General features: G+C 39.6%; 18 protein-coding genes. 7 read left to right on the forward strand and 11 right to left on the reverse strand.

What is annotated here, in order from left to right:
• Positions 1-5: 5 nt before the first annotated feature.
• The 4 genes from C4E06_RS13975 to C4E06_RS13990 are packed head-to-tail and all read left to right on the forward strand — an operon-like array spanning position 6 to position 2,006.
• Positions 6-953 (forward strand): undecaprenyl-diphosphate phosphatase, encoded by a 948-nt coding sequence (locus C4E06_RS13975; RefSeq protein ID WP_107668645.1) that lies wholly within the window; start codon positions 6-8, stop codon positions 951-953.
• A 58-nt stretch (positions 954-1,011) separates the two neighbouring features.
• On the forward strand, positions 1,012-1,434 hold the full coding sequence (locus tag C4E06_RS13980; RefSeq protein WP_107668627.1) for a hypothetical protein: 423 nt from the start codon (positions 1,012-1,014) through the stop codon (positions 1,432-1,434).
• A gap of 39 nt (positions 1,435-1,473) precedes the next feature.
• Complete coding sequence (locus tag C4E06_RS13985) at positions 1,474-1,758, forward strand: BrnT family toxin (protein ID WP_107668628.1); 285 nt, start codon at positions 1,474-1,476, stop codon at positions 1,756-1,758.
• Positions 1,755-2,006 carry a CopG family antitoxin gene (locus C4E06_RS13990; RefSeq protein WP_107668629.1) on the forward strand — a complete coding sequence of 84 codons (252 nt, stop codon included), beginning with the start codon at positions 1,755-1,757 and terminating at the stop codon, positions 2,004-2,006. The genes C4E06_RS13985 and C4E06_RS13990 overlap by 4 nt, the downstream gene beginning before the upstream one ends.
• A 467-nt stretch (positions 2,007-2,473) precedes the next feature.
• Here C4E06_RS13990 and psb29 read toward each other — a convergent pair whose 3' ends face one another.
• The 6 genes from psb29 to C4E06_RS14025 all read right to left on the reverse strand — a co-directional run bounded on the left by psb29 (position 2,474) and on the right by C4E06_RS14025 (position 9,390).
• A complete protein-coding gene (gene psb29, locus C4E06_RS14000; protein ID WP_107668631.1) occupies positions 2,474-3,214 on the reverse strand; it encodes a photosystem II biogenesis protein Psp29 in 741 nt (246 codons plus the stop codon).
• 172 nt (positions 3,215-3,386) lie between these two features.
• Complete coding sequence (locus C4E06_RS14005; RefSeq protein WP_107668632.1) at positions 3,387-4,085, reverse strand: DUF2993 domain-containing protein; 699 nt, start codon at positions 4,083-4,085, stop codon at positions 3,387-3,389.
• Positions 4,086-4,189: 104 nt separating this feature from the next.
• A complete protein-coding gene (locus tag C4E06_RS14010; RefSeq protein WP_107668633.1) occupies positions 4,190-6,883 on the reverse strand; it encodes a methyl-accepting chemotaxis protein in 2,694 nt (897 codons plus the stop codon).
• 102 nt (positions 6,884-6,985) lie between these two features.
• Entirely contained in the window at positions 6,986-7,516 is a 531-nt protein-coding gene (locus C4E06_RS14015) for a chemotaxis protein CheW (RefSeq protein WP_107668634.1), read from the reverse strand.
• Between the two features lie 30 nt (positions 7,517-7,546).
• Entirely contained in the window at positions 7,547-7,912 is a 366-nt protein-coding gene (locus C4E06_RS14020) for a PleD family two-component system response regulator (protein ID WP_107668635.1), read from the reverse strand.
• A 257-nt stretch (positions 7,913-8,169) separates the two neighbouring features.
• On the reverse strand, positions 8,170-9,390 hold the full coding sequence (locus tag C4E06_RS14025) for a response regulator (RefSeq protein ID WP_107668636.1): 1,221 nt from the start codon (positions 9,388-9,390) through the stop codon (positions 8,170-8,172).
• 782 nt (positions 9,391-10,172) lie between these two features.
• Between C4E06_RS14025 and hmpF the strand changes: the two genes are divergently transcribed.
• A complete protein-coding gene (hmpF, locus tag C4E06_RS14030; protein WP_107668637.1) occupies positions 10,173-11,783 on the forward strand; it encodes a pilus motility taxis protein HmpF in 1,611 nt (536 codons plus the stop codon).
• A gap of 224 nt (positions 11,784-12,007) precedes the next feature.
• On the opposite strand, the gene cbiB is transcribed toward hmpF, so the two are convergent.
• The 3 genes from cbiB to C4E06_RS14045 are packed head-to-tail and all read right to left on the reverse strand — an operon-like array spanning position 12,008 to position 13,871.
• The gene (gene cbiB / locus C4E06_RS14035) at positions 12,008-12,979 is read right to left on the reverse strand and encodes an adenosylcobinamide-phosphate synthase CbiB (protein WP_107668638.1); all 972 of its coding nucleotides are present in this window, start codon (positions 12,977-12,979) and stop codon (positions 12,008-12,010) included.
• 30 nt (positions 12,980-13,009) lie between these two features.
• On the reverse strand, positions 13,010-13,414 hold the full coding sequence (locus C4E06_RS14040) for a GFA family protein (protein WP_107668639.1): 405 nt from the start codon (positions 13,412-13,414) through the stop codon (positions 13,010-13,012).
• A 13-nt stretch (positions 13,415-13,427) separates the two neighbouring features.
• Complete coding sequence (locus C4E06_RS14045) at positions 13,428-13,871, reverse strand: RrF2 family transcriptional regulator (RefSeq protein WP_107668640.1); 444 nt, start codon at positions 13,869-13,871, stop codon at positions 13,428-13,430.
• 315 nt (positions 13,872-14,186) lie between these two features.
• Between C4E06_RS14045 and C4E06_RS14050 the strand changes: the two genes are divergently transcribed.
• On the forward strand, positions 14,187-14,567 hold the full coding sequence (locus tag C4E06_RS14050; RefSeq protein ID WP_107668641.1) for an AbrB family transcriptional regulator: 381 nt from the start codon (positions 14,187-14,189) through the stop codon (positions 14,565-14,567).
• 246 nt (positions 14,568-14,813) lie between these two features.
• Here C4E06_RS14050 and C4E06_RS14055 read toward each other — a convergent pair whose 3' ends face one another.
• Together C4E06_RS14055 and C4E06_RS14060 are read right to left on the reverse strand one after the other, a co-directional pair.
• A complete protein-coding gene (locus C4E06_RS14055; RefSeq protein ID WP_107668642.1) occupies positions 14,814-15,086 on the reverse strand; it encodes a DUF3143 domain-containing protein in 273 nt (90 codons plus the stop codon).
• A complete protein-coding gene (locus C4E06_RS14060) occupies positions 15,086-15,658 on the reverse strand; it encodes a J domain-containing protein (RefSeq protein ID WP_339377216.1) in 573 nt (190 codons plus the stop codon). Before C4E06_RS14060 ends, C4E06_RS14055 begins: the two co-directional genes overlap by 1 nt.
• 67 nt (positions 15,659-15,725) lie before the next feature.
• On the opposite strand from C4E06_RS14060, the gene C4E06_RS14065 reads away from it, so the two are divergent.
• On the forward strand, positions 15,726-16,325 hold the full coding sequence (locus C4E06_RS14065) for a thylakoid membrane photosystem I accumulation factor (RefSeq protein WP_107668644.1): 600 nt from the start codon (positions 15,726-15,728) through the stop codon (positions 16,323-16,325).
• The last annotated feature ends 245 nt before the right edge of the window (positions 16,326-16,570 follow it).

The raw sequence follows: 16,570 nt of genomic DNA on the forward strand, positions 1-16,570 counted from the left end.
CAACCATGATTCAACTGAAACCCCGAACCCTCAGACTCTTTCATCTTATTGCCTTGAGTAGTGGGTTAATTTTTTTCTTATCTTCGGTTACCCTTGCTCAAGGAGAATCTTCTGATCATGCGATCGCTAAATTTAATTGGTTTCAGGCGGTTATTTTGGGCATGGTACAGGGGTTAACGGAATTTTTACCCATTAGTAGCACAGCCCATTTAAAAGTGGTTCCTGTGGCGTTAGGATGGGGTGATCCGGGGGTTGCTTTTACGGCAGTGATTCAGTTAGGGAGTATTGCTGCGGTGTTGTGGTATTTTTGGTCAGATTTAAGTCAAATTACCACAGGGATGATCAAAGCGATTCGTCATTCTGATTATCAATCCCATGATTTTCGGTTAGGGTTGGGTATTGCCTTGGGAACGTTACCGATTGTCTTTTTCGGCTTATTAATGAAGCTGTTAATTAGTGATTTAGATAACTCACCGTTGCGTAGTATTGGAGTGATTGCCGCTGCTTCGATTGTCATGGCGTTGTTGTTAGCTTTATCGGAAAAAATAAGCACCCATAAACGCAGTTTTGAGGAATTAAGTTGGCAAGATGGACTATTAATGGGGTTAGCGCAATCTTTAGCTTTAATTCCTGGGGTATCTCGTTCAGGATCGACCATAACCTCTGGTTTATTCCTTAATTTAGAACGGGCGACAGCCGCTAGATTTTCTTTTTTATTGGGAATTCCAGCGATTACTTTAGCTGGGTTGGTAGAGTTAAAAGAAGTGTTTGATGTGGGACTTTCTAATGATATTATTGTCCCGTTGATTGTGGGAGTTATTTCTTCTGCTATCTTTTCTTATTTAGCGATCGCTTGGTTAATTCGTTATTTACAAAAACAAGATACTTGGATTTTTGTTTGGTATCGTTTAGGGTTTGGTTTATTTATTTTAGGTTCTATGTTTTTCTCATAATCCAAAAAATTACGTTATCTTTGAAGATAGTAAAACCTTTGAGTTAAGTATTTAATATATGGAAAAGTTGGAATTAATTAAAGCTTTAATGGAAAGGAAAGATATTCATCTCGAAGCTAAAAAAGCGTTTCGCCTTGCCTATCCTAATGCTCCTGATAAAATGATTGATACTGCTATATTCCACATCTATGTTGATGGTATTCACGCTGCATTAGATTGGTTGACAGAAGCAGAATTATTTTTACAAAATCCTGAAAACACCATAACTGAAGGATCTACATTTCACTTAATTTATCATCTTTATAACTGGTTACAATTTAAAACTCTCCTTCAAGATACAAAAGAAGATATAGTAGAAAAACTTAATGATGTTAAAGCTGCCTTAGAAGATGATGATAAAGATGCAGCTTTTGAACTTCTCGAAGAATTAAAAGAGCAATTTAATGGAGGTTTAAATGCGCCAAGTTTTTGGTCTCCTTAAAATACAAATAAAGTATATAATTTAAGTTATGATAAATTAATGAGAATTTATGAGTTTATTTGGAATAGCGATCGCATTGAACATATTGCTCGTCATAATGTAACACCAAATGAGGTTGAAGAGGTTTGTTTTGGCTCTTGTTTAGTATTAAAAGCTAAATCAGAAGGAAACAACCCAGTTTATTATGTATTAGGACAAACCAATGCAGGAAAGTATTTATTTTGTGTGGTGATTCAATTTCCTGATAGAAAAGGTTATCCTATTACAGCCCGTCCAATGACTGACAATGAAAGAAAACGTTATCAAAAATGGAGGAAATCATGAACTCTAATCAAATTCCTAAAACTGACTCAATTGAAGAACTAGCTAATTTTTGGGATAGTCATGATCTAACAGATTTTGAAGATCAATTAGAAGAAGTAAAAGATCCTGTTTTTGAAAGAGAAGCATTAATTTCTATTAGTTTACAACCTCATGAAATGGCAAAGATTAAAGAAATAGCTAAAGCACAAGGAATTAATTATGATGATCTGATTAAACAATGGGTTGCAGAAAAAATGTCTCAAGTTTAATTTTTAAAATAGATTTATGGAAAAACATTTTTTTTATTACAGATTAAAAGTCTATTTAAACAACAAAAGAAATACTTTGAGCAAGTTGAGATTGTGTTAACAGAAACAGAAATTATCGAAAAAACTTCTTATTCTGAGTCTAAATTTTATTGGATATATAAACATAATAAAACGCCTAAAATGCTTCTGATTTACGTAAGTACACAAGGATTGATAATAATTCCTAAAAAATATTGTTTAAATGATCAACAATATGAAAATATTTGTAATTTGGTCGCAAATTTCCCTCAAGGTAATTAACATAATTAATTGATATTGATATGGTATGAACTCTCCTTTTCCTTTTTACTTCAAATAATAATCTTAATCTTTATATGATAAGTAGGGTGGGCATTGCCCACCTTACTCTTTACAGTAATATCATGGTCTTTCGTTTGCTATTTCTATCAACTTTTTAATAGACTAGCTTATCCATTACTTGATTGTTGCTGTTCTTCATTTTCTTTGTTTTCTTTGTCTCCTTTTTCATCAACCGGTTCTGCTGTTTTTTCAAGCTTTTGAGACATTCGTTTTTTGCGATCAGCTTCTAAGGTATCTTCAATTACTGTTAGTAATTGCTGCATTTTATCTAAATTACTACGATAGAGATCGAGATCCTTTTGTAGCTTATCTGAGGAAAATTGTAGAGCCTCAGAGACTTCTTTAATAGTTTGATTCCGTTTTTCTTCCTCTTTTACCAAATCGGGATCAATTTCCATTAATAGCGTATATAAACCCACTCCAAAGAGGCGACTATATTTGAATTTAGGGTTTTGAGCGATCGCACTACAAGTTCCCCATAATATCCCTTCGCCTCCTTCTTGGCCGAGTTTATCTTTAAACTCAGTAATAGAAAGACCTTTCGCTTCGTTTATTAAAGCTTCTGCTTCTTGATGGTATTTTTCACTATTCCCATCTACGGCTTGACACAAGGCGTTGAAAATAGAGGTTTTATCACTTTCGGGTTTATATCCTTGCATAAACCGTTCAAAGGAGGTAACGACCCCTAAAGCGTAAATGGGATCGTAGTTAAAATCCACATTTACCGACAATAGGTGCATTTCTACTAGCAATTCTTCCACAAACCGCCGATAAATCGAATTTATGGGTCGGGTGTGATAACCATAAAATTTACGCTTGGTATCAGAAACTGTACGAATATTATCCACGAAGTAGAATTAAATTAATTTTCAATAGTAACTCTTATCTATTGTCCCCTGTAAGGACTCCTTTGCCAAGGGGGTTATCTTGAGATGGGGGAGCAGAGGGAGTAGGGGAAGCAGAGGGAGCGTCGGAGCAGAGGGAGAAAAATGTTAATTTTCTTCTTACCTACCCACTGCACTAAGGACGAATTAATAGTTCTCCTTGGCAAACTAATTTATCAGCATCAAGGTCGAAAGCATTAATAGAAACATCCGATCCCAAATCTACTGAAAAGGGTTTAATTTCATGACTATTTAGGTCAGGAATTCCTTGTATTTCAACTTCCGATAATTGTAAGGTTTGGGGAGGAATAAGACTTAATTTTGCTTTAATTTTTAGAGGATGTGTTTCACTATTGTGGGTTAAATTTCCTTGCAAAATAAAATAAGAATTATCTAAATAAGCCCCTTCCCAATTAATTTCATAACTTTCTAATAAGTGAGAGACATTTGTGATCCCTTGATGTTCTAGTAGAGTTTCTAATAATCCTTTAAACCCTTCTCCTAACAAAGCTGAGGAGATAGACGCTTGTAAATTTTGATTCGTAATGGCCACGGCTCCTGATACGCGAATTGCTTCTAATAATTGTAAGGGTTTACCTCGTAAAACTTGGCCAATATTAATACGAATATTTTCCCCTTTTAATTGAATTTCTCCTAGGTGTAATCCTTGATAAATGGCTCGATTACTATTTAACATGACCCCAGAAACATGACCTTTTAAAATTTGGCGATCGCTTCCTTGAATAGACAATTCTAAGGTTTCCACTTGCTCAACTTGGGAACGTAACCAAAGCTGCATAGCAGGAGATAATACTTTACTAATCACACGGCTCATACTGACCAATCCTCACACACAGATGAATATAAGAAGATACCATTTGCTTAATCTATGAATTATATAACAAACCTTTTTAATTTTAAGTTTGCCGTGATTTTAATTTAAGATTTCTCTCCTTCTTCAATATGGAAACGTTCGACAGAGGCTAATAAATCACGGGAAATACCTACCAGATTTTGTAATGAGCCTGCCACCCGTTGAGATTCTTGGGAAGTTTCTTGGGCGGTTAATTCCACCGACTGCATGACTTGACTGACGGCTTTAGAATTGTCTTGTTGTTGAATGGTATCTCCTGTAATCGATCGCACTAAAGTATTAATGTGATTGGATACATCGATAATGTCTTCTAAAGAGCGTTTTGCTTGTTCTGATTTATCCGTTACATCGATTACCTGTTGAATGCCTTCTTCCATTGCCGTCATAACTGAACCGGTTTCACTTTGGATTTGTAGTACAATTTGTTCAATTTCTTTTAAAGATTTAGCTGAGCGATCGGCTAACTGACGAACTTCATCAGCAACGATGGCAAAGCCTCGTCCTGCTTCTCCTGCCCTAGCTGCTTGAATTGAAGCATTAAGAGCCAGTAAGTTAGTTCTAGAAGCAATTTGAGAGATTAACGCCACAATCTTCGAGATTTCTTGAGACGCTTCTGCTAAGCGTTTAACCTTACGAGTGGTTTCTGACACCGTTTCTCGAATTTGTAGAATACCGGCCACCGTGCGTTCTACGGCTTCACCCCCTTTGAGGGCGGTTACAGAGGAGGTATGGGCAACTTCTTCGGCTTCACGGGCATTTTCTGCCACCCGTTGAATCGATTCAGTCATCACCTGTACCGAATTTAAGGTGACCGCTAATTCTTCTGCCATGCGTAAAGCGTCACGGGAATTATTGCGAGCGAATAATTCACTATCCGTCGAACTCTTATTAACTTGTTTTGCCGTTCGTTTTACTTGAGCGACAATTTCTCGTAGATTATGGATGGTTAAGTTAAAGGCATCTGCCACCGCCCCTAATACGTCGGCCGTTACTTCTGCTTCTACGGTTAAATCCCCTCTGGCGGCCCCTTCTACATCATCTAAGAGGCGAATTACTTGTCGTTGTAACTCCTCTCTGGCCTGTTCCATTTCTGCAGCCCGTTGTTGGGCTTCGCTGGTGGTGGTGAGAATGACACGGGAGAGTTGGTTAAAACTATGGGATAACTGGCCGATCTCATCTTCAGAGTAAATGGTCGCTTTAACGTTATAGTCACCAGCATACATTGAATCAAACTGAGTTTGCAGATCCTCAATGGTGCGTTTTAATTGATAGGAACTGATCAGACCAAAAAATAGGGTTCCTCCAAATCCGACTAAACCTCCTGTTAAAGCCAGCAATAAGATAGGATTGCCTGATTTGGCTTGTTTTTTATTTTCCGTTTCTTCGGATGGTGTTTCTGCGGTATCAGACGGTTCGACCTGTTCAGGGGTCGGTTCTTCTTCAGCAACCTCCGTTGTGTTGGGTTTAGGAGAAACGAGCCAGGCCAAACCGCTCACCAGTAAAATAGCCATAAAAGAGGCTAATCCTGTGCTTCCGGCTGCCATCCAAGGCTTTAATTTTAAAGGTGCGTTAAAAAACCAGCTTAAATAACCCTGTTGCGCTTCGACAGTGGGTTTAACGATTTTAGCCTCACTATCGGATAAAGAGGTATTCGCTATATCATCAGATTTAACCCAATTAACGGTTTCTGGTCCTCGTTCGGATAAGAGATCGCCGGTTTGGAGACCAAGGTCACTATTGAGGTCTTCACTCCCTTGACTGAACAGATCAGAATCCGGTAAGTGATCACTCATCTCGGTAAAATCAAAATTAGATAAATCCTCTAACGCCTCTTCTTGAAAAGCATCAAACTCATCTAAGACTTGGTTATGTTCTTGGACTTGGTCAGATGACATCATCTGGGGGGTTGCTTGAACGGTGGGGTCATCTGGTACAGGATAAGTAGACCAATCCTGGGAGGCATCTTCTCGGGGAGATGTCGAGTCACGATGACTCAAAGAAGGCGGATTCAGGTTAGAAGAGACCACAAAGGTATTTTCTTCGTCCCCTGCTCCGGTATGGGCTTCAGTTTCTAGCTCTTGTTCGTCACCAAAGGAAAAATCAGGAAAATCTTCGTCGACAAAATCCGCCCAACCTTCTTCCTCTGCGACATTGGTGTCGGGGAGATCGGATTGAGAGTCAAAGGGCTTAACTTCGCTTAAGGTGGTAAAGGGATCAACTGGACCGTCGAAGGAGTTTTGTCCCTCTGGTTGCTCCTCTAAGGATTGACTGGGCTCTCCTTGATGACCAATGGTGGGTTCTCCTAAATCATCGTCATCAAAAATGGCACTATCCCAGTCTAGTCCATCGAGATCAAATTCCTCACCGGGCCAGTCTCTGGATGATTCTTCAGAATCAGACCACTGCTGTTGAATGTCAAGGGACGCTTCGTCGATGATCGGTTGTTGAAAATTCTCTTCGGTATCAGGGTTCTGCCCTGATTGATTAAGCAGTTGTTGTGCTTGTTGTAATCCTTGGTTGGCACAATCGATTAAATCGGGGCGATCGCTGCGGCCTAGGACTGATTGATATTGTTGACAAGCAGTTTCATATCTTCCCAAACTGAAATAAATATGACCTCGTAGTAACAGCACATCAGGATCTTCGGGAAAAGCCTCGGCCATCGGTTCCATAAGGGTCGCAGCCTCTTCATAGTTTCCCTGTCCATAAGCGACATAAGCTTCATTATATAATTTTGCGTAGTCTGTCCCTGATGCCATTGCCTTTCTCCTATCGGTTAAATCTTGTCAGTTATGAGTGGTGAGTTACGAGTTATCAATTAGATATATTTATAGAAATAAATTGAGGGTCGAATCATTGCTTTAGGTTGCCCAACGGGCTGAGCGTAAAATCGCGACTTGGTCTAATAATCGTAGGACTTGCTGAGAATTTTCTTGGACTACCCATTCTCCTTGAACATAGGGAGCGATGTGATCGGCTACATTGGTGGGGGCTTGTAATTGTTCAATATCTAACCATTCCATATCCCCTAACTGATCGATGGCTAATCCTAAAATGGTTTCTTGCTCTTCGACAGCAATGACTGGAATTTCAGGGCGATCGGTTCGTAAGGGAACCGTATTGCCTAAAAATTGCCCCAAGTCGGCTACCCAAATCACCTGGCCTCTCAAATTCAGGGTTCCTAAGAGTAAGGGTGAGGCATTGGGAATGGGTGTAATTCTGTCTGGACTTTGTTGCATTACCTCTCGAATGGCAACCGCCGGGAGGGCAAATTCTTCTTTTGAGGGTAGATGAAACCGTAAGTAGAGTTCTCCTTCAGGGGTTTGTAAGGCCTGAAGTTCAGGAGAAATGTCTTGCTTGTTGTCTTGACCTAAATCTAAATTCCCAACCATATTGTTTTTCCCATCTAAATGATTGTACGTTTATTGCCGTAGTAGTTGTTGAATGGTGCCAATGAGTTCAATATCTTCAAAGGGTTTGGCAATATAAGCATCTGCCCCTTGTTTGATACCCCAGTAACGATCAAATTCCTCTCCTTTAGAAGAACACATGACAATGGGAACATTCTGGGTACTCGGATTCGTTTTAATCCGACGACAGACTTCATAACCATTCATTTTGGGCATGACAATATCTAAGACAATCAGATCCGGACTCGACTGTTTAATACTTTCGAGGGCCTGAATGCCGTCTTCTGCAATAATGACTTGCCAACCATTCTTTTTGAGAATTGTGGCGATCATTTTTTGTTGTGCCGGACTATCTTCTACCAGTAAAACTGCTCTCATAACGTTTTTTCTATCGATTGGGTTAATCAAACATGGGATTTAGCTTACTAATTAACAAACGCTAAAATGATTTGTTTAGTAAGAATTAATAGATCACAGACTGAAACCTTTAAATTCAACTCGATTGTTAAGGACAGGTGAATTATGAATTAATCAATAATTCTTCTCCCCAAGTGTACATACTTAATTTGCCCAAATTTTCTGAGAAAACAACAAGACAACTAGAGAATTTTTTTGAGTTATCCCTATCTCCTCTTTTAATCGTGGTTGGTTTTCGGTTTGACATATTTTTCAATCAACAGTAATAACTCTTGTTCTCCAAAGGGTTTGGTGAGGTAATCGGTGGCTCCCATCATGCGCGCCCGAATGCGATCGATAAAGCCTTCTTTTCCTGTGAGCATGATGATCGGGGTATATTGAAAGGCCGGGGAATGTCTTAACATGGCGCAAATCTCATAGCCATCTAATTTCGGCATGGCAATATCACATAAAATGAGATCGGGATTGAGTTCAAAGATCAGGGTTAATCCTGAGAGGGGATCGGTAATTAAGGAGATATCATAGCCATTCTCCCCTAAAATTGTTTCTACGGTTTTGCCAATAGTTAGATCATCGTCAATACAGACGATACGAGGGCTATTTCGGGGGGTAGGTTCGTCCCAAAGGTGGTTAGGCGAAGAGACAGAAGGGGTTATGGCCATTACTGGATGTAGCCATCCTCGTTCGACATAAGGATAAATTCCCCGTGCTAAAGTGCCTAAATTCCTTTGTAAGCGACGGGAAAGCCGTCTGAGGGATGTTTTGCCATCGGCCCAGTGCAACAACTGTTCATAGGCTTTTTCGGGTAAGGTCTCTTGTAATTGCTCTTGATCGGCTATTTGTAAGGCTTGTTGAGGACTCTCTAAGTAAGGATGTAACTGTTTCCACTGTTGCACCTCTTTCATCATTTCTATTAGTAATGGACTAATTTCTACACTGGTTAAAAGAGGATCGAGTCCTGAACCCATTTCAAAAATAAATGCCCCTTGTCGTAAACTGAGTAAATCAAAAAGGGTTTCTCTTACCATTTGTTGAATAATCTGTTTTCCCTGTTCAGGAGTTAGGCGATGTTGTTTAATTAATTGCCACAAGTAAGCATATTCAATTTCGTTATGACTCATTCTTTCGATATTTTCCAGTTCTTCTCGAATCACCTTAATTTGATAACGAAATAGATAATCTCGTAAACGACGACACCCTCGGTTTTTACTCTGGATGGTGTAAACGATTTGTCCGTTAACAAAAAAAACTAACCAAAAAATTTTATGTCCCTGAATTTTAAGGGGTTGAGATGACCTGAATTTGTATGACTCTAGAACATCGCCTTGGTTACCTGATGAGGTTTGATAGGCTTCAATTAAAAGTTCTCCAGTTCGTTGTCCGAGTTCGATCAGTTGCAGGATGCTGCGGATATCAATTTCATTTAAAGTTCCCTGCATAATGATTAACGAATAGTAATAATTTTGACAATAAGCGAAGGGATAAGCACAAAAGTTAGATTAAGTAAATGCTGATGTTTGACCAATCCTAATTAGGTATTTTAAGTCACTCCATGGTACTTTTTTAACCCTGATTTGTTAGGCTTTAGTCTTTCTTTTGAAGATTATAGACTTTTCTGAATTATATCATTAAGACTGACCCGAAACACTGACAATGCTAGAACTTAAAGGGTTATTAAAGAGGATATACTCAAGGGACTGAGAGGGGCTACTAGGAGCCATAATAGTCAGTGTTTGTATTGTGATGTTGTCAGAAGACATGAATTTTTGAAGCGTTACGAATTAGGCATGGCAAAAATGACTCTAGCATCAAGATAAAAGCTAGGCTATGATTAAAACAAAGCACTGTTAAAATACTTCGGACACAACTGTCGCCAGTACCTATTAAAAAGTAGCCAAAGGGCTAGGTATCTGGCAAAAGAGAACCGACAACCGTAAAGCCAATCCCTATAAGGTGAGGTACCAAAGGCAATGGGATCGAACGATTGGGCTTCTCTGCTCAAGAATTCCTACTTGTTGATAGGGTAGGGTTATTCAAAGATTCTTTAAGTTGGCTGTGTGGATATGTGACAGTGATAAATTTAGGTAATGCCATAGAGGCGATCTTGTGATCACAGGGAGTATAATCGTTGGATAAGTTATTCCTACATTGAATTACGCCCCTCGACATTATCTCCAGGTCAACAATCTAGGCAACAGCAATATCGAGAGGATTGTGGCTCGTGCTATATCTTGCAGAAGTCAAAAAACAGACAAGAGGTTTCATTAGTGGTTCTCGGACAACAGAACTTAAGCTTTTAGCTTGTCAACATAACGATCAAACATGGAGTCCTGTCCCTGGTGAAGAAGTGGTCGCCCTTGAAGAATTGGATCAAGTGGGTGAAGGAACCCTATTGATGGTTAATTTAGGCAATAATCGTCAAGTTCAGGGGGACCCAGAACCGGCGGCTCCAGAATTAGTCCGACAATTACAAAAGTTATCCCGTCTCTCAGAAAAGCTAAAAACTCAGCAAGAAGAGATAGAACAGTGGAAACAATCTTTGACCTATCAAAGTCAAGAGTTAACCCGTCGCGAAGCCGAGATGGAGGCTCGTCTCGAACAATTAGAAGAAGTCGAAAAAGAACTTTCTCAAATCGAACGCCGTCGTCAAGAAGCGGACTCAGCATGGGACCGGGTTGAACAAACTCAACAACAACTGCAGGACTTTCAGAATCGTTTCGGGGCAATATTAGAACTGCCTGGAACCGAAGCCGAGAGACTTCAAGAATTGATTGTTCGCATTGCTCAAAGTTCTCTAGGACTAGAATCTCTAGAAAAACCCTTTGAGGCTGCCATTAATGCCTTAGAAGCCCAACAAGCAATTCTCAATGAATTTTGGCAACACCTCGATACCCTCAAAGGGCAGGTACAACGTCAAACCAGAGAAGTCCAACAACAAGGAGAAATCTTAGAAAATCGTTTTCAGGCCCTAGAAGAAACGCAAAGATCCCTTGAAGAAGCCAAAATTCAATGGGGAGTTCAACAAAACATTCTCAGTAATAAACAAGACAGATTACAAAAGGTTAACGACAATTTACGAGGGATTCAAGAATTACAACAAACCTTAGAACAAGTGGCCAGTGGTGTCGGAGATGTTTCGTCAGACGCTAAAGTAGATGTGGTATCTTTAGAAAATATGCCCCTAGGGGAACTCGAAGAAAAGGTTAAAAATTTACAAGGGGATTTAGATAAATTAGTTCGTTTTGTTAATGACCAAGAAGAAGAATTAACCCTGCAATGTCAAACGGTTCAGGAGTTACAAGATAAATTAGGACAAGCAGGAGATTTTGAGCGGCTCGAACTAGAAAACGAACTGGCAGAAGAACAGGAAAGGAAAGAATTTTTAGATGAAACCTTAGTGGGTCAAAGACGGAATCTTAAAGAAAGACAAGAAGTGCTACTTCAATATTTACGGGTTCTGCGTCGTCGCCAAGGGGTCATAGACTTTGAGAGTCAAGCACCAATGGTCAATTTAGACCCCATTTTAATGCAATTAGAAGAATGGGAAAATAATACTAGCCAAGAACGAGAAACCCTAGAAACAGAAATTCAACATTTACATAATAGTGTTCAAGAAATCCAGGATATGATCAAACAACTGGATACAGAACAGGCTCAAAAGACAAAACAACTTGAAGGAGAACGGGAAAACTGGCAACAGGCAAAAATTGAAGTGGCTCAATTACAAGTTCGTCTCGATCTTTACGAAAATAGTTTAAAACCTTTACAGCGAGAACTCGATGAAACGAAACATCAGCTAGGGATTCTCGGAGAATGGCTGAACCCTTCTTAAACGTAGTGAGCAGTGAGCAGTTACCGCTCCCTTTGGGCAAAGGCAATAGGCAAGGGTTCTCCCCCTAACAAAAGGGGGAGTTAGAGGGGGTGGCAATAGGCAAACTTAACGAACTCAGAAGTCAGAAGTTCCTCACTCCCTCCCGGCGCTCCGGCGCTCCCTCTGCTCCCGTGCTTACCTCACAGTAACGTTTATTTTTGTCCAGATACTGAATGGTTTGCCTGTCAGGAAAATAACCATAACCCAGTGACCCCTAAACCAAGCCATAATAAACAGCAAATTCGAGTTAAATTTAGAGCCTTCTCAATGCTTTTGTCCGTAATAGCATTGAGGGGTTCTCCTAATAGGGGTTTGTCTTTAATGATGCCCTGGTAAGTATTTTTTCCCCCTAATTGAACCCCTAAAATGGCAGCATAAATACATTCGCTCCATCCTGAGTTAGGACTAGGATCTTTAGGGGCATCTCGGCAACAAATCGATAAAACAAACCTCGGTTTTCCTGATAGTATACTCAAGGTTAGAACGGTGAGACGACAGGGAATCCAAGTTAAAACATCCTCACATTTTGCACTAAACCAGCCGAGATCAGTGAAGGGTTCTTGTTGATAACCTACGGTAGAATCAAGGGTACTGGCTGCTTTATAAGCCAAGGCCAACGCGACACTACTCAGGCCAGGAAAAAAGGCTCCAGCGATCGCATAAAATAAGGGGGCTGTAACCCCATCCACGGCATTTTCTGACACGGTTTCTAGAACGGCCCGCCATATTTCTTGGGGAGAAAGATTGGCCGTATCACGGCCCACGTATTGGCTGAGTTTTATCCTGGCCAGGTCAATATTTTCTTCTCGTAAGGGGATGAGGACATCGAAAGCTGCTAATCTTAAACCCCGTCCGGCAAAACAACTGGCCAAGAGAATAATCTCCAGAAAAATGCCCAAAAACGGATCAAGATGATCCCTAATTAAATTGAGACTCCAGCCCACAATTCCACTGCCAATAATTAACCCCAATCCTAAAATAACTCCAGCCAACCGTCGTTGGTTCTTTGTCTGACAAATAGAAAGAACAAAATTAGAGTACCTTGAGATCAGCCATCCCATGACTTGTACAGGGTGTAACCATCCCCAAGGATCGGCGATCAGATAGTCAACAATCGTAGCAAAGATGAGAATGATTATGGTAGCATTAATATCCAAATTCCGTCTTGACTCTCAGTGTCGTTAACCTTAATTCTTAGAAGGGGATTGCTTAATTTTTTCTACATTTTTTTCCCAATTTTGCCCATCAAAGGACTTAATTTCAAAGTCTGATCGGGTGACCTGATCAAGACAGTTGACATTAACATCAAACCACCCTGGATGAGAACGAGGATGATAAAAAGAATGAATCCCACAAATAGAACAAAAAGTGTGTTGAGCAGTGTGGCTGTTAAAAGTATAAGTTGTGAGCATTTGTTCTCCCTTAATTAGAGTAAAGTTTTCAGGGGGAACTAAAAGATGAATAAAGCCTTTTTTGCGACAAATCGAGCAGTTACAATCAATGGCTTCAAACTGGTCAATAATCGCTTCAAAGCGCACTGCACCGCAGTGGCAGCCCCCTTGAACCCTTACAGAAGATTGTGAATTGATCATAAAAATTATTTTCTTAAACAACAAAACTCACGGCTTCTCCGAGGGAAGCTTTCCAGCTACGAGCATCATAGTAAAGATCCGCTAAAGTAATCTTGTAAAGGGCGTCTTTCATCTTTTCATGAAGTCGTTTCCAAAGGCTAAATGTTACCCAGTCTTCTACTTGCTCAATATCAGGGTTATAGTAGGGCAATGGCTCAATTGTATCCCCAACAGCGTCTAATATTTGTCCTAAAGAAATCTCACTCGGTGGACGGGCCAATTGATAGCCACCTTGTGATCCTCGCAGGGAATTAACTAACCCACTGCGACGCATTTCAATCAGTAATTTTTCTAAGTAGGGAGCCGGTAAATCTTGTCGCTTTGCGATCGCTTTTACTGAGGTTGGACCGTAGTTAGGCTGTAAACTCAGATCCAGTAAGGCTTTAACGCTATAATGACTGCGAGTTGTTAGTTTCATTGGGTTTATTTTTCTCAATATTTTATCGTTATTAGCATAGGACTGTGATAGATTATTGTTGAATTTATAACATTTTTATAAAGTTAAAAGGGAGCAAAGTCAAACATTTGTAAATTTGGTCGACATGATAGTCGAAACATTGGGAACAATGAATTATTATTGATCTTGTCGAATGGTAGATAAATTTTACAAATTGAGTGTAAGATAATGATAGAGACAGTTAGTAACTTGATCATTTTTTTGATTGTTACTACAGTCTTAGTTAGTTACCATTCTGTCAACCTTATTATTCACGATTAGTTACTGTTGAAGTTAATGACACAAGATAAACCCCTAACCGGCCACGCTTTAGTAGAAAAAGTCAAAGAGCTAGGTGACCTCAGCAAAGAAGAAAAAGCAAGAGCTTGCGGCTATTATACCCAAACAAAAAATGGGGTAGAGCGCGTTAATATGATGAAGTTTCTTAATGCTTTAATCGATGCTGAAGGAATTGAGCTTGATAGCAGTGCTGAAGGACAAGGAAGAGGTGGCCGTTCAGCCAGCTATAAAATTAGTGTGCAATCTAATGGTAATCTGTTGATTGGTTCAGCTTACACCAAGAAAATGAATCTACAACCAGGGGATGAATTTGAGATTACCTTAGGTCGTAAACATATTCATCTCAAACAAGTTGGCGCACCCGACGAAGATGAATAATAACTGTTATCCCCTTTGTGGGTTTAACAGACAAAAAAATAGCGTCGCTTAGCCTCTAACTGAGCAACGCTAACCAAATCAGTAAAAATGTATTATGTAAAGCGAGGGTTGCTTTCCCAAGTAGGGAGAGTAGCCCTCATGTTTTCATTGTATTAGCAAATCGGTTTTTATTTGAATGATTCGATTCTAGCAAGAGGAGGTTATGGTAAAGTTAGGGAGTTCCGAACCTCAGTCAGTTTGAAAGGGTTAAGGGCCACTAAAAACAGCAGCTTCAACGTCTTCACGGGAGAGAGAATACTTGAAAGCCCGTGTAATATCCGAACCATCGGCGCCAGCTTTGAGATAACACACAATAATTTCTTCAACCTCTAAGCTCAGTTGTGCCTTCCAGTTGGGTTTAGTCACTGTCCAGCAGTTTAAATTCTGCTGATCTTGTTGGCAACCGAGATCAGATAGCCATTGTTCAATGACAGGAAGGGGATGATTATATAAGGGGGTATCAGGAGCAGGAAGGGTCATCATAGGGTTATTAAGGTTTGAATCATATTACGTGCCTCACAGAGGAAAATAGGGACAACTGAGGCATAATCTTGAGGTAGGGCAGTGGTGGGAATCACTTCATCGCCCCTTAGAATAGCAATAAAAATGGCCAAAACCAAACAACCGATCAAGGTTAATCCTAAAATCAAGAGGGCGAACAACTCACCCCCCGATAAAGGGCGATCGCTGGCATCTAAATAAGCAGAACCGGACCATTGTCCCGTTTGTGGGTCTTTTTGGGGTTCTGAGGGAGTTTGAATGACATTCCAACGAGAATAACCGATTTTGATATCATACAGCGATCGCGCTTGAGGGTTACTGAGTACCCCATAAGCTTCATTGAGACGCTGAAATTTAGCGGTTGCGATGGCTGAGGGTAATTCTGTAGTATCAGGATGATAACGTTTGCTCAACTCTCGATAAGCGCGACGTATTTCGATGACAGAAGCGGACGGATGAAGTCCTAAAATAGCATAATGGCTATTAGCAAACCGCATCTGAACGGGAATTTTCCGTGAGGTTGATTGTTTCGTAGTCTGCTGCTCAGTCACAGGATCATTTCTATCATTCCTTGTGGACTTATTGTAACCAAACTTACTCAAAGGTTTCTACACTGTTATGAGATTACTTAATTTGCTCAGGGAACGGGGAACACAGTTCTCAAAATTATTGATTAGATTGTGTCTAATTAGTTTGTTATCGTTGAGTCTTAGTTTTGGTTGGTGGGGAATGTCTCCAGCAACGGCTAATATTGATGACGATCGCTTAGATGGTAACATTTTTGTGGTTTATGCGGGCAATGGTTCTTTAGTGCCGGCCAAATTATCTTTAAAGGGGTCTTTAGACAGAAAAATGCCGACGGTTCTTGTTTACTATTTAGATGATAGTCGAGATTGTAAACAGTTTGCGATCGTGGTTTCTCGCATCCAAGAATTTTATGGCCGCGCTGCTAATATTCTTCCTATTAGTGTTGATGCGATTCCGGTTAAAGATACTTACACGAAAGAAGAACCAGGTTATTATTATCAAGATATTATTCCTCAAACGGTTGTTCTTGATGGTGAAGGAAACAAGGTTTTTGATGGTCAAGGCCAAGTCGCATATGAAGCGGTTGATGATGTATTAAGGGAAGTTTTTGATCTCTTACCTCGTTCTGAGTCTGTGGAGTTAAGACGACGGACTGTTAACGAATTTAATGATGAATTGGTAGAGAATTAATAGCCGATTGCTCCGTAGGGGCTTAATTAATATTAAGCCCTTATTAAAGTCAAAATTCTATTATCTGCTTTTTATACTTTTTATACTTTTTATATTTTTTATATTTTTTATATTTTTTTATACTTTTTATACTTTTTAATAAAATTTAACTGAATAATTGAAGACTTTTTAGACTAATATTTAGAGATTATTTATGATATGATTAACTGGTTAAATCAACTATCAAATGGTGGAGAATTACCCAT

It is taken from the genome of Cyanothece sp. BG0011, assembly GCF_003013815.1.
GTDB lineage: Bacteria > Cyanobacteriota > Cyanobacteriia > Cyanobacteriales > Microcystaceae > Crocosphaera.